Below are 22,023 nucleotides of genomic sequence, written 5' to 3'. Positions count from 1 at the left end.
CGGGACCCCTATCGCCGCGCAGCAATGGCCCGGCGGGATTGGAAGGCTGATTTGCCATGTGCCTCCATGGTCTTGCGACGGGTCACTGATGCGGGGGCGGATCTGGTGATGAGCCGTCAGGAAGGCACCTCGACGAGCAGGGCGGGATCGAAGGCTCGGTTCTCGTCCGAGTAGCCCTTGGGATTGCAGACGACCCGCGTCCGGCCGACGCGGTAGTCGAAACTCGTATGCGTGTGTCCATGGACCCAGAGGTCGGGTCCGCTGGCATCGATCAGGCTGTCGAGGCGGGACGCGAAGTAAGGGTTCAGGGGCTTGTCACGGTACTTGGGCGCCACCGAGCGGGCGCTCGGTGCGTGGTGCGTGACGACGATGCGGGCACGAGGCGTCCCGTCCGGACAGGCGGATGCCGCAAGGCCGGCTTCCAGGAAGCCCCTGGAGGCACGGTGGAGCGCCAGCGCGTCCTCAGGCCGGAAGCGCTGCCACGCGGGTTTATGAGTCCAAGCTATGCGGCGATGGTCGTTGATACCCCGGCGGGCCTCCTCCATCGAGGCGCGCACGAGATCCTCTCCGTCCAGGCTATAGTCGGTCCAGAGGGTGCAGCCGAAGAACGAGACGCCGTCGATCTCGACGGTGTCGTTTTCCAGGAAGTCGATGCCCAGGTTCCGGGCTGCGGCTCGGCCCAACCGAAGCTCGTCGTCATTGGCCGTGTGGTAGAATTCGTGGTTACCTGCCGTGAACACCACTCGCATGTGCGGGCGCACCACGGCAGCAAGCCACCCGATGCTGTCGACAAGTCCCTCTCCTACGTCGCCGGCCACGATGGCGACATCAGCAACCGGGATCGAGGACGGCGTCCAGGGTAGCCCGACATCACGGTGGAGGTCAGAAAAGATCCAGCACCTCATGGCGCCTCCAAGGTTCCAGGGATCGGCGTCTAGGGTGTCTTGAGCGAAGCCGGCCGTGGGCGAGCCGCAGGCATGCCCCAGCCCATTAGGGCTTGCCCACGCGAGGATTATGTATTGCGAGGTTCGGACGTCGGATCCATCAATGGATCTCGTGCCGCGAAGGGCCGTCTATTGCAGGCGGCCAGGACCACCGGCAGCAGCCGGGATGCGCAGCGCGTAAAAACGGCTCAGGGTTCGAGCCCAGGTGGCGTTATCTGTCATGATAACCTGGCTGGTGCGCACAGGCCGGCCCATCGGGATGTTCGGGTGTTCGGAGACCGAGCCTGTCAAGCAAGGCACGACCGTGATTTCGGAATTCCAGTTGTCGAGGATGGGAGCGCCGGCGAGGTCCGCCGGGGTCGGTCCGTGCCCGGCCTCGATCGCGTCGAGGTCATCGGCGAGTTCGCGCAGCCGCTCGGGGAATGAGCGCTCATCAACACACGCCGATACTCGTTCAGTCTCCGACAGTGCATCTGTCGCGGGGCCCGACACGCTGGTGGCGAACGGGTCCGCTGCAACCTTCCGCAACACAGCCAGAAGGTGGTGGCCGGTTCGCAGGGCGCGTGACCTCGGATGCCTTGTAGTGAGCGCGGTCGCTTCTGAGCGGCTGAGTGCTCCCTGTACGACAGGCAGGACGCGGGTTGTTTGGCCGCAGCGCGCCATCGCGGCAGCGAATGACGCGGCGGCTGGTCCGCCGCCGGAGCGGCGACACCCGAGGTACCATGCTGGCGCGGCCGGTACGAGGTGAGCATCATCCGCCCCAAGTGCCGCTGCGGCGCTCTCGTCCAGAGCATACGGACCGACGGTGATGACCCGAACGTCGATCCCGCACCGGATCGCGGGGGAACGGAAGTCAGCGGAGGCGAGGTCTAGCACGATGTGCCGCGCAGGTGCCTGAGCGCCTGAGACAGTGGCCGACAAGTCGACGAGGGTGGCCCCTTCGGCCACCTCTAGGCCGGAACCTTCGAGCTCGGTAACGGACAGCGGGCTCAGCTCGGCGGAACGGATCACGATGACAGGTTCGCCTGCCGCCGAGAGTGCATGGGCGAGGATCAGCGCGGCGTGAGTGGCATCGGTGTGAGTACCGGAACCGGTGAAGGCGATAATCAAGCGGGTCACCTCTCGCAGTCACGAACGGCCACTCGCCCCACCAGGAATGAACTGGTCAGGCGAGAGTAATTTGCCGAATTTTGGGTGAGCGTGAATTATATGCTGGAGATTGCAGCCTTGTCCAGCATGGATAGCCCCCTCAAGCTGGTGAGCGAACGTCGATGGTTAACAGCGTCGGCTATTTGTACTTAGGTACATCCCGCTAGTGGTCGAAATCTAACGGTTGGTACCGTCCGCTTCCGACCCTTAGCAGTCCCTGGGAAGGTTCGCTCTCAGGCTGCTTGTTGAAACAGAGACTACAACAGGTTCGGGCGGCTTTCCGCCCGTCCGCTTTCTGACGAGTCTTCTGCAAAGCGTATGCTGACAGTCGCGCGATCACAAATTCAAGCAGTCCCACACTTCGCGCCGAATGAATGATCGGTCGCGAGTGGTTTCCAGATATTAAATTATCATACAGCGTTTTCGGGCACCGGGGCTCCGAGCTAGCTCATCGAACGATACCCAGTCGATCTGTCAGGATTTCGGTCTTTTTCCGCTTCTGCGCACAGGCGTTTTGGCAACGGCATTGAAAGCTATTGAACATGAAAATATCGCCCGTGTCTTCCTGTGCCAGATATCAGCCAAGGTAGTTGAGCCAGCTTTTTATTCGCAAAAGGATGCGCCGAACAACCGCCACCGGCGCGAGGTGCTCTGTGTAGATGGCAACCTGTGCTGTAGATCCTGCAGGAAGTTGGTAGTCCGAGAGATTATCGGCGATATCGATCCGTCACTGGTCGCTCCTCGGTGCGGGCGGGAAGAGGGTCGTCCAATCCCGCTTCATATCGACCACGGTCCAACCGCGTTGCGCTGCCTCGTCCAGGGCCTCGTCGAGGCGTCCGACATGGGACTGGCGGTCGTACGCGTACTCGCGCTCGCCATCGGTGTGATGGACCAGCCCGAGGAAGCGCGGTCCCGCCCCGCCGGCCGTCCATTCCAGCATCTGCTGGTCGCCGTCCGAGTTGCCGAAGGCAAGGATCGGCCGGCGCCCGATGAAGCGGTTGATGCCGGCGGGCTTGCCGGGCCCGTCATCGACGAACTCGATCCTCGGCTCCTTGATGAGCTCCGGCGTACCGTCCTGCGCGAGCCGGAACCTGGTCAGCCCGGACGATCCGACGACCTGCTCCGGCGGTATGCCGTAGGCCCGTTCGGCGAAGACCCGCATGAACTCGACGCCGCCGCCGGAGACGATGAAGGTCTTGAAGCCGTTGGCGCGCAGATATGCCAGGAGCTCCAGCATGGGTTGGTAGACCAGGCTGTCGAAGGGGCGGTCGAAGCGCGGATGGCGTGCGGTTCGGAGCCAGTCCGCGACCGTCTGGTTGAACGCCTCGGTCGTCATGCCGGAATGGGTCGCCTCCACGATCTCGACGAGGCCCCTCTCCCCGGAGGCTGCGACCGCCTTCGGGTCGCCCTCAAGGATGCCCTTGAAGGGCTGCGTGTCCTTCCATTCGGGATGCCGGGGCGCGAGGGCCTTCACCCGGTCGAAGGCGAAGGCGCCCTGGAAGTAGAAGGGTTGCTCGACCCAGAGGGTGCCGTCGTTGTCGAAGGTCGCGATGCGCTCGGCGGGAGGGACGTGATCGGGGCCGCCCTGGTTGGTGACGCGTCCGACGAAATCCGTGATGGACCGCTTGGCGACTCCCTCGTTCCAGGAGGGCAGCGGATCGTCCTGCGCCTCGGCGCCCGAAGGGCGAAAGACAGCCAGGACGAGAACCGCCATGGCCCCTCCCATCAAAATGGTCCGGCGTCCGACGGTCCTTCCTCGACGTGGCATGGCATGCTCCATGAAGCGGGCACGATGGGCGGTACGGACGCGATGCGGCCCCTGGACCGTGCGTCACCGCCTCGACGGGGACGCGCTCGGCGACGGCGAGCTGGGCGAAGACACGACGTCTCAGCGGATGCCGGGTGATCCGCTAGACGGCTGCGCCCGCCCCCTGACGGAGCGAGCGAACCGCTATCCTCAGTTGGAGCCGGAAGACCTCAGTTGTTCCTCGATCTTGCTGAGGTTGAACGAGCCTGGGGATTGGCTGGGCGGGTAGTCCTTCATGGTCGCCAGAAACTTGGCAGCCAGCGCCTGGATTGGCACGGCGACGAAGGCGCGCTCCATGAACCAATCGTTGTAGGTGTTCGAGTTATGCTGCGACTTCTCGAACGGGTCGCGGCGAAGGTTGAACAGCAACGGGGCGCGGAGTTCGACGAAGGGCTCGCGCCAGACCTCGAAGGCGTGCCCGCGATTTTCCAGGAACACCACCTTCCAGTCCTGCCAGCGGGCGGCGACGATCTGGCCGTCGTCGTTGACGTACCAGAACTCATTGCGTGGGGATTCCTTCGCCTTCCCGCTGAGATAGTCGATCATGTTGTAGCCGTCGGGATGTGCCCGGTATCTCCGGCCTGCGAAGGTATCGCCCTTCATCAGCCGTTCCTTGACGTCCGGCATGCCGGCGAGTGTCAGGAACGTGACCATCCAATCCTCGTGCGCCACGATGCCGTTGAGCGTGCTGCCGGCGGGAAAGTGGCCCGGCCAGCGCACGAAGGCCGGGACGCGATAGGCGCCCTCCCAGTTGGAGTTCTTCTCGCTTCGAAACGGAGTGGTGCCGGCATCCGGCCAAGCATTGTAATGCGGACCGTTGTCGGTCGAATAATACACAATCGTATTGTCCGCGATCCCGAGATCGTCGAGCTTCTTGAGGAACAGCCCGACATGCGCGTCGTGCTCGACCATCCCGTCCGAGTATTCGTCCTGACCTGAGGTGCCGCGGTGCTCGGCCTTGACGTGCGTCCGATAATGCATGCGCGTCGAGTTGAACCAGCAGAAGAACGGGGCGGCCCCCTTCGCCTGCCGCTCGATGAATTCGAGCGCGGCGGCGGAGGTCTCGTCGTCGATGGTCTCCATGCGTTTCTTGGTCAGCGGACCGGTATCCTCGATGGTCTGCCCACCCTTCCCGTCAGCCTTGGTCCTGAGGACGCCGCGCGGACCGAATTTCTTCAGGAACTCGGGGTTCTTCGGGTAATCGAAATTCTCCGGCTCCTCGGATGCGTTCAAGTGGTAGAGGCTGCCGAAATACTCGTCGAAGCCGTGCATGGTCGGCAGGTGGGCGTCCTGGTCGCCGAAGTGGTTCTTGCCGAACTGACCGGTGGCGTAGCCCTTGTCCTTCAGCAGTGCGGCGATGGTCGGATCGCTCGCCTGCCAACCCTGCTTGGCACCGGGAAGGCCGACCTTGGTCATGCCGGTGCGCACCGGCACGGTGCCCCCGAGGAAGGCCGCCCGGCCGGCGGTGCAGCTCTGCTGGCCGTAATAATCGGTGAAGGACACGCCCTCCCTAGCGATGCGGTCGATGTTCGGCGTCCGGTAGCCCATCATGCCGCGGCTGTTGTGGCTGATGTTCCAGGTGCCGATGTCGTCGCCCCAGATCACCAGGATATTCGGCGGCCGGCCGGAGGAGGCCGTGGGTTGCTGCCCTTGCGCGACGGCCGGCACGGTCCTGGCAGCAGTGGCGGCGAGCGCGGTCCCGCCGAGAAGGATCATCCGCCGGCTGAGGTCCGAACAGCTCCCGCCACCCTGCTTCTCACCCGTCGGCACCGTGTGATTGCTCATATGATCCTCCTCGTCACGCATTGGGGTTCGAGAGGGTCGGTGAGGCGATGACCGGATGCCGGGCCGCCGGGCGGTCGCCTCGCCGCGGGCTTACTCCGCCGGGGCGGGTGGCGTCAGGCCGGTGACTTCGGCCGAGGGCGTCTCGCTGATCCAGCGATACAGGATGCCGCCCAGGGCCCCCCCGAGGACCGGGGCGACCCAGAACAGCCAGAGCTGCGCGATGGCCCATCCCCCCACGAACAGGGCGGGCCCCGTGCTGCGGGCCGGGTTGACCGAGAGGTTGGTGACCGGAATGCCGACGAGGTGGACCAGGGTCAGGCAGAGCCCGATGGCCAGCGGCGCGAAGCCGACCGGCGCCTTGCCGTGGGTCGCCCCCATGATGACGAACAGGAACATCATGGTCAGGACGACCTCGGCCAAGAGGCAGGAGACCAGCCCGTAGCTCCCGGGCGAGTGCTCTCCGTAGCCGTTGGCCGCGAAGCCCTTCGCCAGGTCGAAGCCCGGGGCCCCACTGGCGATGGTGTAGAGCACCGCCGCGCCGATGACGGCCCCGACGACCTGAGAGGCGATGTAGGGGCCGATGTCCTTGGAGGGGAACCGGCCGCCCGCCGCGAGCCCGACCGTGACCGCTGGGTTGAGGTGGCAGCCCGAGACGTGACCGATGGCGTAGGCCATGGTGACCACGGTCAGCCCGAAGGCGAGGGAAACACCGACGAGGCCGATGCCGACCTGTGGGAAGGCGGCCGCGATCACGGCGCTGCCGCAGCCCGCGAAGGTGAGCCAGAAGGTGCCGATGGCCTCGGCGGCGCACTTACGGATGTCCATGGAAGCCTCCTATGCCTAGGCAGGGCAGCGGTCCCAGAAGCCCTGCGTCCGCGAGGAATCGGTGTAGAACCAGCAGTAGCCAGGCGCCGGGGGGGCGCCGGCCCAGGCCGCAGCCGTCGCCGCGCCGACGAAGCCGATGGCGGCCCCCGCCGCGAGGGCGCCGCCTGCGGGCCACCAGGCACCGCGGGGCCGGTAGACGCCACCGACCACGACGTTCCGGCGCACCACGGCCCCGCCCCGCCGGGCATATCCGCCTGCCATGCCGCGGCGCTGCACGCCGCCCCCGGCGAAGCCGGGACGCTCGACGCGTCCGTAGCCGCCCATCCGACGGCCGGCGAAACCGCCCCGGACCCCGCCCCGAAACGCATGGCGCCGGGCAACGAGCTCGACCGTGCTGTCCGGGAGGGAGCCGAAGATAGCCCCTGAGCCAAGGGGAACCGCCTGGACCGGCTCTTGCACCCCCGGCAGAAGGAACACGACGGCCGCAAGGCACAGTGCACGGTACCGAACCCGCATCGCCACCTCCCTGGAGAATAGGCGCCCGGCGAAGTCAGTCCCGCCTGCCGCGAAAGCTTCGAACCTTAACTTGGCGCAACCCTAGAAGATGATTTGCGGCAGGACCATCGGGCGAAACCCTAAGCGGCTCTTGAAAATTACCTGAGACGGGCCGGGAATTACCCCTAGGGCTCCACCAGCTTGTTGCGCACGGCGTAGCGGACCAGGGCGGCCGTCGATTCCAGGCCGAGCTTGTGCATGGCGGAGGCCCGATGGCTCTCGACCGTCTTCAGGGTGACTTCGAGGGCGACGCTGACTTGCTTGCTTGAGTTGCCCTCGGCGATGAGCTGGACCACCTCGCGCTCCCGGCAGGTCAAGGTGTCGAGTTGAGAGCTCTCGCCCGGATGGGCGAGATAGTGGGCGAGCAGCGCCTCGTTTACGCGCTCCGTGAAGTAGGGCTGGTGGCGGGCAAGCGCGTCGACGGCGGCGATGAGGTGCTGGTCGGCATCCGACTTGAGGAGGTAGCCGCGCGCCCCGGCACCCAGCACGTCACGCACCAGGGCGTCGCTCTCGTGCATGGTGTACACGAGGACCTCGGTGTGCGGACTGGCTTCCCGGATCCGTCGGGCCAGTTGGGACCCGTTCATGGCCGGCATCGAGTAGTCGATGACCGCCACGTCTGGCTTGTGCGCTGCGGCGAGTTCGATGGCCTCGGCCCCGGTGCCCGCCTCGGCTAGGACCTCGAAGCCGTCGCGTCCTTCCAGGATGGCTCGGACGCCGCGTCGGACGGCACTATGGTCGTCGACGATCAGGATGCTCACAGTCACGAGATGACGACCTCCCGCGTGGCTCCCGGGCATGCCGAACGCCCGTCGCCCCGGGATGGGCGGCGGGCCTGTGTCCTTGCGCCATCGGGCGCCTTCCGCTCGCGATCCGCAAGCCTTGGTGCCCCAGCTACGATCACCCACCTGAAGGGTCGCAGGTTCCCTTCAGGACTTCGTTACCAGCGACCTGGGCTCCGCTGCCGCCTTCGGCGGTGCAACCCAGAGCGGAAACGAGACCTCGAAGAAGCCGATGGTGCCCTGGAAGCGGTTCTCCACCTCAACTTCGCGCAAGACCTTCAGGCGGGCGGTAACCGGGATCTTGCCGAGCTCACCCGTGACGGCGATGGTCCCGCCCACCGCCGTCACCCGGCCCTTGAACGGGCCGAGCCGGGCGCCAGGTCCGCTATCGCCGGTGAACTGCTGGTAGTGCGAGGCGATGACGCCGACCGAGACTTCCTTGGATAGGTACTTCGAGGCCGACACGTCGACGTGGAACTCGTCGCCCGTGTTGTAGCGCGTCGCCGGGTTGGTGCCGTTGAGTGTGAACCCGGCCGCGGCGGAGAGCTCGATGCCGAGGGCCGGATCGAGGTAGGTGGCGCCGGCCGAGATGTCGCCGATGTAGCGGTTCAGCGCGACGTTGGAGAGCTGCCCCGGCTCGTAGCCGCCGGCCGGGATGCTGAGCACCCCGGCCAGCTTCCAGTGCCAGTTGCCGGAATGCCATCCGAGGCTGGCCGACACGATGGGATCACCCGGATTGAAGGTGCTGTCACCCACCGATGCTCCAATCGGGCGGCCGAACGCCTGGTTGATGAGGGGGCCGTTGAGGAGGACGCCCGCACGGACGGCAGGCTCGCCGAAGGGCATGACGAAGGCGAAGGCGAGGTCACCGCCAAGGATCTGGACCGGAGTGACCCACAGCGCCGTCGCGAAGTCGGCCACGAGGTTCACATTGACGTTGGCGACCACGTTGCCGCCGATCTGGGTCTGCCGGTTCGCCCCGACCTTGCCGCTGTAGAAGTAGGTCGTGCTGTCGAAGTAGAGGCCAGGCGGGGGAACGATGCCGCCGAGCGGCACAGCCTGCCCCTCGATGTAGAAGCTGAGCCCGCCCTCCGCCGCTTGCGCCGCGGGAGCGAGCGAGGCCGCGGTCGCCAGGACCATGCCGCCGACGAGGTGACGCGTGAGGGGCCACATGTCTGCCTCCGGGTTGTGGCTCGGGCTCCAGGGTCTCCGACCGGCCTGTGGGCGGCAATTGGGGGAAACCCTCAGTCGCCACAGTAAAAACCCTGAGAAGCTGTTATTGTGTGGGTCGATGTATTCCGGAGACAGTGTCAGCAAGGGCTATTGGTGACTGCCATCGATGGCGGCTCACAACCGCGCGTTTAGGCGCAAGTTTATGAATGCCGAAGACGTTTTGGTGCTCCTGCTTCGATAGGGAACTTACGGACGACTGACAGAGGCCAGCCGGCATACCGGGGCGAGGGTCACCAGGACGGGGCGTGGCGGTGCCGGCGCGGAGGGAAATCCTTGGAACCGAATCCGGGCGGACAGGATGGTGGCGCCGCCTCGGCTAAGCGGATCGGGCATGCAAGCGGCTGGCTGCGTAAGGCGGGGTGGTCGCGCCAGGCGACCACGGTCGCATTCCTCTGGACGGGGTGGGCAGCCTGCGCGACGGCCCTCGTCGCCCCCGACAATCCTGTGGGCTCATGGGGGCCGCGACGCCGCGCTTTCCGCGGCGCGTGACGACGCCTCAAGTGCGGCGGCGTTCGCAGCCAACTCGGTCGGCAGCCGCCTCCGCGGTGCTGACCCCGATCCTACCCTGGTCGAGAGATCCTGCCGCCAGCCAGGCACCGAGCGCCAGGACAGCGAGCATCGTGCCTGCCCTTCGCCGTTTGGAAAGCCTTCCCAGATGCAAGGCGTCGAGTGGGACCGGTGTTCCGGCCGGCGGGGCCACGATGCCGCCTTCCTCCGACGGTGCGCGGATCGTCTCGGCCGGTGCCTACGTGCCAGTGCATGGGGCCGATCCCGTGAACTCTCGCGGCTTCGGCGTCCTGGGCGCTAGGCTGGTCGGCGCCCTCTCGGACGGCACCACTTGGCCGATTGGGTGGGTCATCGCCCTTGGAGGGCTCGGTCGTGCCGCCCGTGCGTTTGCCGTCGGACGGAGCCGCATCCCCATGAGTGGAGGATAGCAGTGATGTTTCGCTTTCCTGCCGGAGGGACCTCAAGGGATGCATCCCATGTCGCGACTGAGAGCGTCGCTCCGAGCGGCATATGCGTGCAGGATCCAACCCTTCAGGTCACCGGACTGAGGTTGCCGTCGACGTTGATCGAGGTTCCGGTCACGTAGCCGGCGAGGTCGGACGCCAGGAAGCACGCCACGTTGGCAAACTCCTGGGGCGTGCCGACACGGCCGAGGGGGATGCTGCGCGCCATCTCGGCCAGGAAGGCCGCGTAGGGCTGGCCGTCGTCCGTGTCGGCGTGGCGGCGGACCCACTGGTCGCTGTCGATCAACCCGACATGCAGGGCGTTCACGAGGATGCCGTGCGGCGCGCCTTCACCCGCCAGCACCTTGGTGAGTGCCAGCCCGGCCGCGCGCGAGACCGACGTCGGGGCCGAGCCGGCCTTGGGCGCCTTGGCCGCGGTGTTGAGCACGTTGATGATCCGTCCCCAACGACGCTCCACCATCCCGGGCCAAGCCAGTCGCGCGAGGCGGATCGCGGCGAACAGCTTAAGATCAAGGTCTGCCTGCCAGACGGCGTCCGTGATCGATGTGAAGGCGCCAGTCTGGGAGACGCCCGCGTTGTTCACCAGGATATCCACCCGGCCGAGCGCCTGCAGCACGTCATCGTAGGCTCCCTCCAACTCCTCCGCCCGTGAGACGTCGCAGGCGACGGTATGGACCCGCCCACGTGCGGTGGGCTCCACGAGCCGCCGTGCGGCCGCGAGCCCGTCTGGGTTGCGCGCCAGCATCACGACATCCGCACCGCTGGCGGCCATCCGGGTCGCGATGGCGAGACCAAGCCCCTTGCTGCCGCCCGTGACCACGGCAACGCGGCCGTCCAGCCTCACATCCATCGAACCTCTCCAGTGGTCCCCGCAGCCTACGTCGGGATAGCGTTATCGAGGATAGGGCTTGAAGTGCCAGGACGTGAAACGGCTGAGGGCCGCGCACGTCACGAAGCCGCAGGAAGTCAAGGTCGCTGCCGCGCGGGTCGCTGTCATTTGGTCCCGGAGGCCGCTTTCGGCCGTTCAGACGGTCACCACGATCTTTCCGACCTGCTCGTTGCTCTCCATGAAGCGGGTCGCCTCCACGATCTCGTCGAGCTTGAAGGTCTTGGCGATGACGGGCTTCAGCGCACCGGATGCCAGGCCACCGACGATGAACGCCTTGGCTTGCTCAAGCCGCGCCGGGTCCGTCGTGACCTCGAACAGCTGATAGCCCCGAAGGGTCAGGTTCTTGCCAAGCAGCGACAGGACCGGCACCGGCACGGCGCTGAAGTCGAGCGCACCGTACTGGAAAAAGATGCCGAGGAACGACAGCGCTTCGAGGATCTTCGGCACTTCCGGCCCACCCACGGGGTCGAAGGCGATGCGCGCGCCCTTGCCGCCGGTGATCGACTTAACCTCGGCAACGAGGTCCTGCTCCGCTGTCGCGATGACGTGCCGGGCGCCGGCCGCGAGCAGCGCGTCCCGCTTCGCGCCGCCCCGTGTCAACGCGACGGAGGCGCCGCCCAACATGTTGACGATCTGGATGGCGGCCAGGCCGACGCTGGACGAGGCGGCCCGGATCAGCACCACGTCGCCCGCCTGCATCTTGGCGATGTCGACCAGCGCTCCGTAGGCGGTGACGAACATCATCCAGGTGGCGGCTGCCTCTTCCCAGGACAGGTTGTCAGGGTGTCTCACCACGCCGAAGGCGGGTGCGTTCACCAGTTCGCCGTGCAGGCCGTACTCGCCGAGCATGAAGCACGGCACGACGCTGACCTTGTCGCTGACCGTGAGGCCCTCAACGCCGGGGCCGACCGTCTCGATGGTCCCGGCGGCCTCGTAGCCGGTGATGGCGGGAAAGGTCGGCTGGGTCACGTACTGGCCGGTCCGGAACATGACCTCGGCACGGTTTAGGCCCATCGCCTTTACGCGGATCTGGACCTCTCCGGCCTTGGGCGCCGGTACCTGGATGTCCTCGACCTTGAGGACTTCGGGGCTGCCGATCTCATGGAATCGTACGACACGCGACATGGATGTTCCTCGCTCTGTCATTGGGGGAACGACCCTTCAGGCGGCCTTGATCCAGGCCGGTGCCGCGGAGGTGCCCCAGCCGAGGAAGAACCCGAAGTGGATGTTGATCTCGCCGACCGGCTCCAGGTACCGGGCGTTGCTCAGCGGGCCGGCATCGACAGGCGCGAACCCGGCGGAGGAGACCACCCCCGAGACGGCCTCCTTCGCGGCCTCGTCGTCACCTGCGAGGAAAACCTGAACCTCCCGACCCCCGCGGGCCTCCGACGGCAGCAGTTGGGAGAAGATGGTGTTGAACGCCTTCACGACCCTCGCGCCCGGGACGAGCTTCTGGATCTCCTCGGCGGCGGAGGTGGTGTGCCCGACGGTGAGTGCCTTGTAGTCCGGCGTGATCGGGTTCGAGATGTCGACGACGATCTTGCCGGTGAGATCGCCTGCGCCCTTCAGGGCCTCCTCTGCCGAGCCGTAGTTCACCGCCAGGATGACGATGTCGGCGAGCTTCGCGGCCGCTTCGGAGCCGCCTCCCTGGGCACGGGGGCCGATCTCGGCGGCCAACGCGGCGGCCTTGGCCGGGTCGCGGTGGCCGATGGCCACGTCGATGCCCTTCGAAGCGAGAAGCCTGGCGAGGCCGCTTCCCATGTTGCCGGTACCGATGATCGCGATGGTCATGGTCGTAACTCCCCGGATGCCTTGCCCTGCGGCGTGGTGGGAGTTGTGGGCCTTCACTGATGAGGGATAAATCGCAATCGAGCGCACACACCTGAAACAACGGGTTTCAAATCATGGACCGTATCGCGAGCATGGCCGTCTTCGCCAAGGCCGTGGAAGCAGGGTCTTTCTCGGCCGCCGCCGACGCGCTCTCGATGTCGTCGCAGATGGTCGGCAAGCACGTGCGGACCCTTGAGGATCACCTCGGGGTCAAGCTCATCAATCGCACCACCCGTCGCCAGAGCGTCACCGAGTTGGGGCGTGCCTTCCACGACCGGGTCCGGACCATCCTGGCCGAGGTCGAGGCGGCGGAGGCATTGGCGGCTGAGAGCCGTGCGGTCCCGCGCGGGCGGATACGGGTGAACGCCCCGGTCACGTTCGGCGCCCACGAGCTCGCCCGGGTGCTGCCCGGGTACCTGGAGGCCAACCCCGAGGTCGACGTCGAACTGACGCTGGCGGACCGAACTGTCGACCTTGTCGACGAGGGTTACGACGCGGTTTTCCGCGTCGGCTCACTCAGCGACAGCGGCCTGATCGCCCGGGCACTGAGACCTTTGGAAATGCTTCTCTGCGCGGCCCCCGCTTACGTTGAGGCGCACGGCGCGCCAGCGACGCCCGACGAACTGCGCGCGCATGAGTGCCTCGGCTTCGCCTATGGCACGACGCGCAACCGATGGTCCTTCTCCGGGCCGGGGGGGCCGGTCACCGTCGACGTCCCCTGCCGGCACGTCGCCAACAACGGGCAGGCATTGCTGACTTTGGCATTGGCAGGAATGGGCATCTTCCTTCAGCCGGTGGCGTTGGTGCGGGACGACCTCGCGTCTGGACGGCTGGTGCACCTGCTTCCGGACTTCGTGCCCCCGACCCATCCCATGCACGTCCTCTACGCGCCAGACCGCCGGATCACGCCGAAGCTGCGCTCCTTCGTCGATTTTGCGGTCGCCCAATTCGGATGACGGTCCGTCATGGGTATTGCTCCGATGGACCACCCGACGTGGGTTTGATGGCTCATGGCGCCATGAGCCATGAGCCATGCGCCATGAGCCGGGTCGACGCCTTCGATGGCCCGTTGAACCCGCAGCCGTGCTCGGTGCCGCCTAAGGGCTTTCCCCCGGGTGCCCTCAGGGTTTTCCCAACAGGCCGGAAGGCCATCGTGACTTAGCCTTGCCGGAATTCAATCCGAGAGGTCATCGCCATGAGGCTATAGGGTTCGGCGTGGTGATCCGAACGGGAGCCCGACCAGCCGCCAACTCTCGCCTAAGATCCGCACCTTCGTGGACTTCCTGGCGGAGCACCTCGACGTCGAAGGCAGGTGTCCGGTGCCCGCTGGCGCCCACGGCTCGGTCCCGCCAGCTTCGGCTGCATAACCGAGCCTTGGGCGCCGGGCCTTGTCACATATGAACCCAGACTGCCAGCATTGCTCCTCAGGCCTCGGCGTTGCGCACCCACGTCACACTGCCTGCCGCGACCACCGAGTATTTCCAATTTTCTTGTGATGACAGGCTTCCTTCGGTAGCGCCTGCCTGCGGGTGGTTTCGCTTGCCAGCTCCTTGGCCGTGAGGCACCGAATCCGTCCATATGAAATATTTTCATCCGGGCTCGACAGCCCTTAGGGCGACGGCGTGAACAGCATCTCCCCACCAGATACGACGCCTTCGGCCAGGGCGGACACCGTTCGACGCGATACCCATCGCATCCTCTCGGAGGTCGCCGGTGGAGACGGGCTCACCGATCCGTTCGCGGCGGCCGTGCGTGCCACGCGCATGCCGATGATCATCACGGACCCCCGGCAGGACGACAATCCGATCATCTTCGCCAACGGCGCATTCTGCCGCCTGACCGGCTATGTCTTGGAGGAGATCCTCGGCCACAACTGCCGCTTCCTGCAGGGACCGGAGACCGATCCGCGAGACGTAGCGCGCATCCGGGCCGCCGTCACTGAGCAACGCGGCATAGAGCTGCCGATCCTGAACTATCGCAAGGACGGAACCACTTTCTGGAACCAGCTGCTGCTGGCGCCTGTCGAGGACGCCCGGGGCGAGGTCGCGTACTTCTTCGCGAGCCAGTACGATGTCACCGCCGACACGAGGCAGTTGACCGCCCTGAGGGGCGAGAACGATCTCCTGACGGCGGAACAGGCCGCCAGCGCCGACCGCCTGCAATTCAGCGAGACGGTCCTGCGCCTCGCCACCGAGGCGGCCGAGATCGGGACCTGGGACCTCGATGTCACGACCGGCACCTTGATCTGGTCGCCGCGGACGAAGCCGATGTTCGGCCTCTCGCCGGATGCCGCCTATAACCTCGCCACCTTCGTGGAAACGCTACACCCCGAGGATCGGGAGGCGACGATGGCTGCGCTCGCCGCCATGATCGACCCTGTACTGAGGGCTCCCCTGGACGTCGAGTATCGCATCGTCGGTCATGAAGACGAGGTCGTGCGCTGGCTCGCCTCCAAGGGGCGGGGCCTCTTCGACGAGGCGGGGCGATGCGTTCGGGCCATCGGCGTCGTGCGCGAGGTGACTAAACGGGCCGAGACCGATCTCGCCCGTCGCGAGGAGGAGAAGCGGCGCACGACGCTCCTCGAACTCAACGACCGGTTGCGCGACATCCAGGACCCCGACGAACTCGCCTACACGGCCTGCGAGGTTCTCGGAACGGTTCTCGGCGTCAGCCGGGTGGGATACGGCGTCATCGACAAGGTGGCCGAGACCATCACCATCCAGCGCGACTGGAACGCCCCAGGCATCGAGAGCCTCGCGGGCGTGCTGCATTTTCGCGATTACGGCTCCTACGTCGAGGACTTGAAGCGAGGCGAGACCGCCATCGTTTCCGATGCGACGCTCGACCCGCGCACCCGGGACAACGCTATTGCCTTGGAAGGCATCAGCGCCCTGTCGTTCGTGAACATGCCCTTGGTCGAGCACGGCTCGTCGGTCGCGCTCCTGTACGTGAACCATGCGGTCGCTCGTTCATGGGGCGAGACAGAGGTCGCGCTGATGCGCGAGGTCGCCGAGCGGGTCCGGCTGGCGACGGAGCGCCTGCGTTCGGAGCGGGCCCTTCGCGCCAGCGAGGAGCAGTTCCGCGTCCTGACCCAGGCCATCCCGAACCAGGTCTGGGCGGCCCGGCCCGACGGCTATCTCTACTGGTTCAACGAGCAGGCCTATGCCTACGCGGGGACCCAGCCCGGTTCGATGGACGGCACCACGGAATGGGGCCGCATCGTCCATCCCGACGACCTTCCTTCGGCCGGAGGGGCCTGGGCCCGTTCGCTGGCGACCGGCGCGGTCTACGAGACCGAGTTCCGCATCCGCCGCAGCGACGGCGTTTTCCGCTGGTTCCTGGTTCGGGCCGAGCCCGTCAGGTCGCCGGACGGCGCTATCCTCCAATGGGTCGGTACCAACACCGACATCGACGAGCGCCGGTCGCAAGCCGCTGAACTCGCGGAACTGAACGCCTCGCTGGAGCGCCGCGTCGAGGAACGAACCCGCGAGCGCGACCGCACCTGGAGCGTCTCCCAGGACCTGATGGTCGTCATCGACGCTACCGGAGCCTTCCAGGCGTTGAGCCTGGCGGCGACGCGCATCCTAGGCTGGCAGCCGGACGAGATGATCGGCCGGACCGTCTTCGAGTTCATCCATCCCGACGATGTCGCCCTGACCGTCGCCGCCCTCAATGAGGCCATCGGGGCCGAACTTGCGCGGGTCGAGAACCGGTACCGCCACAGGGACGGAAGCTATCGCTGGCTGTCCTGGACGGCAGCACCGGAAGGCGACCTCATCTACGCCACGGGACGCAACGTCACCGCAGAGAAGGAGCAGGCCGAGGCCCTGCTCCGGGCAGAGGAGCAACTCCGGCAATCGCAGAAGATGGAGGCGGTCGGTCAGTTGACCGGGGGCCTTGCCCACGACTTCAACAACCTGCTGGCCGGCATCTCGGGCTCCTTGGAGCTGATGCAGACGCGCATGAGCCAGGGCCGGCTCAAGGACATCGACCGCTACATGTCGGCCGCCCAGGGCGCCTCGAAGCGCGCCGCCGCCCTGACACACCGCCTGCTCGCCTTCTCGCGCCGGCAGACGCTCGATCCCAAGCCTACCGACGTGAACGCACTCGTGAACGGCATCGAGGATCTGATCCGGCGCACGGTCGGGCCGGCCGTCGAGGTCGAGGTGGTCGGCGCGTCGGGACTTTGGCCGGCGCTGGTTGACCCGCCGCAGCTTGAGAACGCGCTTCTGAACCTGTGCATCAATGCCCGGGACGCCATGCCGGACGGCGGGCGCATCACCATCGAGACCGGGAACAAGTGGCTCGACCGCTGGGCCTCCCAGAAGCACGACATCCCGGAGGGCCAGTACCTTTCGCTCTGCGTGACGGATACCGGCACGGGCATGAGCCCGGACATCATCGCCAAGGCGTTCGACCCGTTCTTCACGACGAAGCCCATCGGCCAGGGTACCGGCCTCGGCCTCTCCATGATCTACGGCTTCGCCAAGCAGTCCGGCGGGCAGGTGCGGATCTACTCTGAGGTCGGCGACGGCACGACGGTGTGCCTCTATTTGCCCCGTCACTACGGCCGGGCAACCGAGACCGACCCGCTAGCCGGCCTGTCGGAGGCGCCGCGCGCCGAGCAGGGCGAGACGGTGCTGGTCGTCGACGACGAGCCCACGGTGCGTATGCTAGTCACCGAGGTCCTGGAGGATCTCGGCTACACCGCCATCGAGGCGGCCGACAGCGCCTCGGGCCTGAAGGTGCTGCAATCGGACGTGCGCATCGACCTGCTGGTCACCGACGTCGGCCTGCCCGGCGGCATGAACGGACGCCAGATGGCGGACGCCGCACGTGTGAACCGCCCCGACCTGAAGGTGCTGTTCATCACCGGCTACGCAGAGAACGCGGTGGTCGGCAACGGGCATCTCGAACCCGGCATGGCGGTGCTGACCAAGCCGTTTGTGGTCGAGACGCTCGGCGTGCGCATCCGCGAGATGATCGCGCAGGGCTAGGCGATGGGGTTGGTTTCCGCCGGGCTGGTGACGACCGAACGACCGAAGGACTGGGTGACGATGGACGAACACGCGGCGGGATCTCATAGGACGGTCCGGAATGGCTGAGCCCGTCCGGACCGTCCTCCCCAGCGCGACGACGTCCAAGCCGAAACGAGCCGCCGCCAGGGCCCGATGGATTTCGCGGGCGTTCGCCCTTCTCGGAACCGGCACGTCCCTGACGGTTCTCGTCGGTTGGCGGCTCGACGTGCCGGCCATGCGGAGACTCCTTCCAGGTCAGCCGCCGATGGTCGCTCTGACCGCGTTCGCCTGCCTCCTGCTCGGGACGGCGCTGCTGCTCGCCACGCGGATGAGAAGGTCGAAGACGAGCCGCTGCGCGAGCCGGTGGCTTGCCGTTGCCGCCGCGGCCCTCGCCCTCGGCGGAGGGCTGCAATACCTCATCCCCGGCAGCTTCCGCCTCGACGATTGGGTCCAACGACTGGTGTTCCGCCAGCTGGAGGCCGGCAGTGGCATGGCCCTCGCCACCGCGGCCGGCATCCTCGGAACCGCTGCGGCCCTACTTCTTCAGGATACCGGCAATCGCCGCCTGCGCCACCTCGGGAGCCTCGCAGCCCTGGGCGCCTTTGTCATCGCGGCGGTGGGCGGGCTCGGCTACGCCTACGGCCTCGGCGCCTTCCACCAGGGCGGACCGTTCTCCCGCATGGCGCTTATCACCGCCGTGACCTTGGGTGCCTTGTCGCTCGGCGTGCTGCTCAGCCGACCCAACCTGCCTTGGATCGCGACCGCGCTCGGCGGCGGCGAGGCCGGGGCGCTGACGCGGCACCTGCTACCCGCGGCCGTGCTCGCGCCGCTTCTTCTCGGCCTGCTCGAACTTCATGCCGTCCGTGCCGGCCTGCTGGAGGCCGAGACCGGGACGGCGTTCCTCGTCATCGTCCTGGCGCTCTGGCTCGCGGGCCTGACCACCCGCCTGGCGCGCAACGTCGACCGGCGGGCCGTCACCGACCGGCATCTCCACGACGTGCTGCGGGGCATGAACGATACGCTGGAGCAGCGGGTCACCGAGCGGACCCGCGACCTTGCTCTGGCCCAAGACGCGCTCGTGCAGGCCCAGAAGATGGAGGCCATCGGGCAATTGACCGGCGGCGTCGCGCATGACTTCAACAACCTGCTGACGATCATCCGCTCGTCGGTCGACTTCCTGCGCAGGCCCGACCTGCCGGAGGAGCGGCGCACCCGCTACATGGACGCGGTCTCCGACACCGTGGATCGGGCCGCGAAGCTGACGGCGCAACTGCTCGCCTTCGCCCGTCGACAGGCCCTCAAGCCGGAGGTGTTCGACGCCGGCGAGCGTCTCTCGGGCGTGGCGAGCATGCTCGATTCCCTGACCGGCGCACGCATCCGCATCCTGACGCAGTTGCCCGAGAGCTCATGCTTTGTGCGGGCCGACGCTAGCCAGTTCGAGACGGCGCTGGTGAACCTTGCGGTGAACGCGCGCGACGCCATGGAGGGCGAAGGCACGCTCACGATCGCCCTCGCCTGCAACAGGTCCAAGCCGGCCATCCGCGGCCATGCGGGCGCTTCGCACCATTTCGTGACGGTGGCGGTCACCGACACCGGCTCCGGCATCGCTGCGGAGCAGATCGAGCGGATCTTCGAGCCGTTCTTCACCACGAAGGAGGTCGGCAAGGGAACCGGCTTGGGCTTGAGCCAGGTCATCGGCTTCGCCAAGCAGTCGGGCGGCGACGTCGACGTGGCGAGCGTCGTCGGGCGAGGCACCACCTTCACGCTGTACCTGCCCCGGGTGGATGCGGAAGCGAACGCGGCGAGAAAGGAGGAGGCGCCGGAAGGTCCTCAGGTCGAGGGCGCGGACCAGTGCATCCTGGTGGTGGAGGACAACATCGAGGTCGGTCGCTTCTGCACCCAGATCCTGCTCGACCTCGGCTACGGCACCGTGCTGGCGCAGTCGGCCGAGGCGGCGCTCGCGGAGATCGAGGCGGTGCCTTTCCGCTTCGACGCGGTGTTCTCGGACGTGGTCATGCCCGGCATGGGCGGGATCGAGCTTGCCAAGCGGCTACGGGAACTCCATCCCGAGCTACCGGTGATCCTTACCTCCGGCTACAGCCACGTGCTGGCCCGGGACGACAGTCACGGCTTCGAGCTCGTGCGCAAGCCGTACTCGGCCGAGCAAGTCGCACGCGCCATGAAGGCAATATCAGGACGCAAGAAGTCACGCCTTTCGGCCTAAGCAGTCGGGGGCGCTATTTGGAGGCCGGATCTTGACCGGACCGCCGGCACTGCGAATGTGCCGTCGATGAACGTCGAACTCGCCGCCAAGCAATTCGAGGCCCTCGGCAGCCCGACACGTCTGGAGGTCTACCTCATCCTCGTTCGTGCAGGGGCGTCGGGGATGCCGGTCCGATCCCTCCAAGATGAGGCTGGGATCCGGAGTGCCTCGACCTTATCCCATCATCTGCATCGCCTCATGGAGGCGGGCCTCGCTTCGCAGGAGCGGCGGGGTACTACTTTGATTTGCCGCGCCATCCATCCCGCGCTGCAGGCGCTCGTGAGCTACTTGGCCGCAACTCACGGCGGTGTCGGTCAAGGCGTCGACGCCTGAATTCGCGCGTTCCGTCGGGAAGGAAGTGCATCTACCAACGCGATGACCGCCTTCGCCGCCGCGCCCAACGAGATTAATTGCTCTCGCAACGAGTTTTTGAAGTGAGGCGCAAGTCTTGGTGCCTTGCGACGGCTCACCCTCTGCTCCCTATGCTGCGAGGCGGAAGGGTACTAGTACCGCGAATTGCGCGACATCAGACCCTTAGAACGAGAACACCAGGGATTTCGTAACCAAGTCTGTCCTTTCCAGCGCTTTGCCAGCAAGCCCGGATCGACAAGGTCTTAGACCCGCCATATAATTCGATAGTTCTCGAAATACGGAATCAACCGCGGGAAGGGCTGAGACGATGATGCGGCTGGGTGTTTTCTCGGATGACGTCGGGGGCATGGAAAGCGCCCTCATGATTGCGAGCGGCCTCGCGGAACTTGGCGCGCCGGTGGCCGTCGGGTCGACGCTGCCGCCCCACCAACTGGGCGCTCGGGACGGCCTCGCTGTCGATGTTGCCTGGACCGACGTGGCGGGTCTGTGCAGGCTGCTCGACGACGCCCGGGGAGGCGCCGATACCGTCGCGGTCCTACCCCTGGCGTCCTTGCGCGACGGCACGGTGACGGCCAGGCTTGATGTCGCCATCGTGGTCGGGCGCGATCACCCCGCTGCGGCCCGTGCCCTGCGTTCCGCCCGCTTCGAGCCCGAACCGGCGAAGTCCCACGGGCTCGCGCTGGACTTGAACGCACGGGACGCACCAGCCGCGACCGCGGTCCCGTGGTTCCTGGCCTACTCCTCCCAGACGGTCCTCCGAACGCAAGCGATGCTGATGTCCTCCCAAGGGCCCGCGCTCCCGTTTGCCGCCCGGGCCTTGCCGGTCATGATGCCGCGTTTCGACAGGAGGCACGAGGGTTCCCAATGCACGGGCTCGCCGAATGCCGAGCACCGGCGCATCGGCATCCTCCTCGCCGCACTCGCCCTGGCGGCCGCCGCAGAGCCAAGCGCCCGGCGCATCGAGGCCGCGACCCTCACCCAACTGATGAGTTCCCGCATCCTGCCGCGCGACCGGGAAATCAGTGACCGCCTCATCGGGCTCGCCAGCGTCTTCGAGAGCCTGGAGCATGGTGACGTCGAGCCGGACCGGCCGACCCGGCTGCCGTCGGCGCAACGGCGCGAGATCCGTCCCTCATGCCCGCCCCGGGACCGGGCGCGCCAGCTGGTTCACCGGACCGCCACCGTCCGCAGAAGCAACCCCGCCTGATTGCCGCGGCGCCGCATAGTGGCGGCGAAAACGACCGTCTTCAGCAAGATCCAAGGAGTGATGTCAGATGGCAATCCGCAAGTCTACGCTCGCTTTGACCGCCGCCGACAAGCCCGGACGGGCGCCCCTCGCCACGAGGCGTGCCCGCGGTGCATCCGGGGACCACCGGCGGCGCATCCGCCCGCGCGACCACCGGGAACTCGAAGCGCTCCTCCGCGGGATCGACGACGCGGACGACGCCCTGGGAGCGGAGGAGGCCTTCGCGTCGGCGAGCCTGATTGACTGCGGGTTCGATGATCTCGATGGAGACGGCGACCTGAGCCGTCTCGCGTCCGGCCTCAATCCGGCGCGAGCATACCACGACGAAGACGGCGTCGACCGCTGGTGAGGCGT

At 66.8% G+C, this 22,023-nt stretch carries 17 protein-coding genes; 6 read left to right on the top strand and 11 right to left on the bottom strand.

All coding sequences use genetic code 11. From position 1 onward, the window contains the following. Window positions 1-116: 116 nt before the first annotated feature. The 11 genes from F6X53_RS21960 to F6X53_RS21900 form a co-directional block, all read right to left on the bottom strand. The gene (locus tag F6X53_RS21960) at window positions 117-905 is read right to left on the bottom strand and encodes a metallophosphoesterase (RefSeq protein ID WP_151002493.1); all 789 of its coding nucleotides are present in this window, start codon (window positions 903-905) and stop codon (window positions 117-119) included. 168 nt (window positions 906-1,073) lie between these two features. Further along, complete coding sequence (locus F6X53_RS21955) at window positions 1,074-2,054, bottom strand: DUF6634 family protein (RefSeq protein WP_151002492.1); 981 nt, start codon at window positions 2,052-2,054, stop codon at window positions 1,074-1,076. A 766-nt stretch (window positions 2,055-2,820) separates the two neighbouring features. Beyond that, a complete protein-coding gene (locus F6X53_RS21945) occupies window positions 2,821-3,807 on the bottom strand; it encodes an HAD family hydrolase (RefSeq protein ID WP_238296803.1) in 987 nt (328 codons plus the stop codon). Window positions 3,808-4,050: 243 nt separating this feature from the next. Further along, window positions 4,051-5,685 (bottom strand): arylsulfatase, encoded by a 1,635-nt coding sequence (locus tag F6X53_RS21940; RefSeq protein ID WP_151002490.1) that lies wholly within the window; start codon window positions 5,683-5,685, stop codon window positions 4,051-4,053. Window positions 5,686-5,775: 90 nt separating this feature from the next. Then, window positions 5,776-6,510 (bottom strand): aquaporin Z, encoded by a 735-nt coding sequence (gene aqpZ / locus F6X53_RS21935; protein WP_151002489.1) that lies wholly within the window; start codon window positions 6,508-6,510, stop codon window positions 5,776-5,778. A 15-nt stretch (window positions 6,511-6,525) separates the two neighbouring features. After that, window positions 6,526-6,834, bottom strand: a complete 309-nt coding sequence (locus tag F6X53_RS33280) for a hypothetical protein (protein ID WP_342354001.1) — start codon at window positions 6,832-6,834, stop codon at window positions 6,526-6,528. Window positions 6,835-7,190: 356 nt separating this feature from the next. Continuing rightward, window positions 7,191-7,832 carry a response regulator transcription factor gene (locus tag F6X53_RS21925; RefSeq protein ID WP_238298490.1) on the bottom strand — a complete coding sequence of 214 codons (642 nt, stop codon included), beginning with the start codon at window positions 7,830-7,832 and terminating at the stop codon, window positions 7,191-7,193. 162 nt (window positions 7,833-7,994) lie between these two features. Then, a complete protein-coding gene (locus F6X53_RS21920) occupies window positions 7,995-9,020 on the bottom strand; it encodes a SphA family protein (RefSeq protein WP_151002487.1) in 1,026 nt (341 codons plus the stop codon). A gap of 1,098 nt (window positions 9,021-10,118) precedes the next feature. Then, a complete protein-coding gene (locus F6X53_RS21910; protein WP_151002486.1) occupies window positions 10,119-10,901 on the bottom strand; it encodes an SDR family NAD(P)-dependent oxidoreductase in 783 nt (260 codons plus the stop codon). Between the two features lie 174 nt (window positions 10,902-11,075). Continuing rightward, entirely contained in the window at window positions 11,076-12,065 is a 990-nt protein-coding gene (locus tag F6X53_RS21905) for a zinc-dependent alcohol dehydrogenase family protein (RefSeq protein WP_151002485.1), read from the bottom strand. A 36-nt stretch (window positions 12,066-12,101) separates the two neighbouring features. Next, window positions 12,102-12,818, bottom strand: a complete 717-nt coding sequence (locus F6X53_RS21900; protein ID WP_151002484.1) for an NADPH-dependent F420 reductase — start codon at window positions 12,816-12,818, stop codon at window positions 12,102-12,104. Window positions 12,819-12,844: 26 nt separating this feature from the next. Between F6X53_RS21900 and F6X53_RS21895 the strand changes: the two genes are divergently transcribed. The 6 genes from F6X53_RS21895 (at window position 12,845) to F6X53_RS21870 (ending at window position 22,018) form a co-directional block, all read left to right on the top strand. Next, window positions 12,845-13,726: a LysR family transcriptional regulator gene (locus tag F6X53_RS21895; protein WP_151002483.1), complete on the top strand. Its 882-nt coding sequence runs from the start codon at window positions 12,845-12,847 to the stop codon at window positions 13,724-13,726. Between the two features lie 675 nt (window positions 13,727-14,401). Beyond that, window positions 14,402-17,767 carry a PAS domain-containing protein gene (locus F6X53_RS21890; protein ID WP_280526053.1) on the top strand — a complete coding sequence of 1,122 codons (3,366 nt, stop codon included), beginning with the start codon at window positions 14,402-14,404 and terminating at the stop codon, window positions 17,765-17,767. Between the two features lie 100 nt (window positions 17,768-17,867). Further along, window positions 17,868-20,012, top strand: a complete 2,145-nt coding sequence (locus tag F6X53_RS21885) for an ATP-binding protein (RefSeq protein WP_151002481.1) — start codon at window positions 17,868-17,870, stop codon at window positions 20,010-20,012. 66 nt (window positions 20,013-20,078) lie between these two features. Beyond that, on the top strand, window positions 20,079-20,384 hold the full coding sequence (locus F6X53_RS21880) for an ArsR/SmtB family transcription factor (protein WP_151002480.1): 306 nt from the start codon (window positions 20,079-20,081) through the stop codon (window positions 20,382-20,384). A gap of 346 nt (window positions 20,385-20,730) precedes the next feature. Continuing rightward, window positions 20,731-21,630: a hypothetical protein gene (locus tag F6X53_RS21875; protein WP_151002479.1), complete on the top strand. Its 900-nt coding sequence runs from the start codon at window positions 20,731-20,733 to the stop codon at window positions 21,628-21,630. A gap of 67 nt (window positions 21,631-21,697) precedes the next feature. Beyond that, a complete protein-coding gene (locus F6X53_RS21870) occupies window positions 21,698-22,018 on the top strand; it encodes a hypothetical protein (RefSeq protein ID WP_151002478.1) in 321 nt (106 codons plus the stop codon). Window positions 22,019-22,023: the final 5 nt, after the last annotated feature.

Origin of the sequence: Methylobacterium soli (genome assembly GCF_008806385.1) — a bacterium.
GTDB lineage: Bacteria > Pseudomonadota > Alphaproteobacteria > Rhizobiales > Beijerinckiaceae > Methylobacterium > Methylobacterium soli.
The sequence above is the reverse complement of the archived record's forward strand: the minus strand, read 5'-3'. Positions and strand labels throughout refer to the sequence as shown.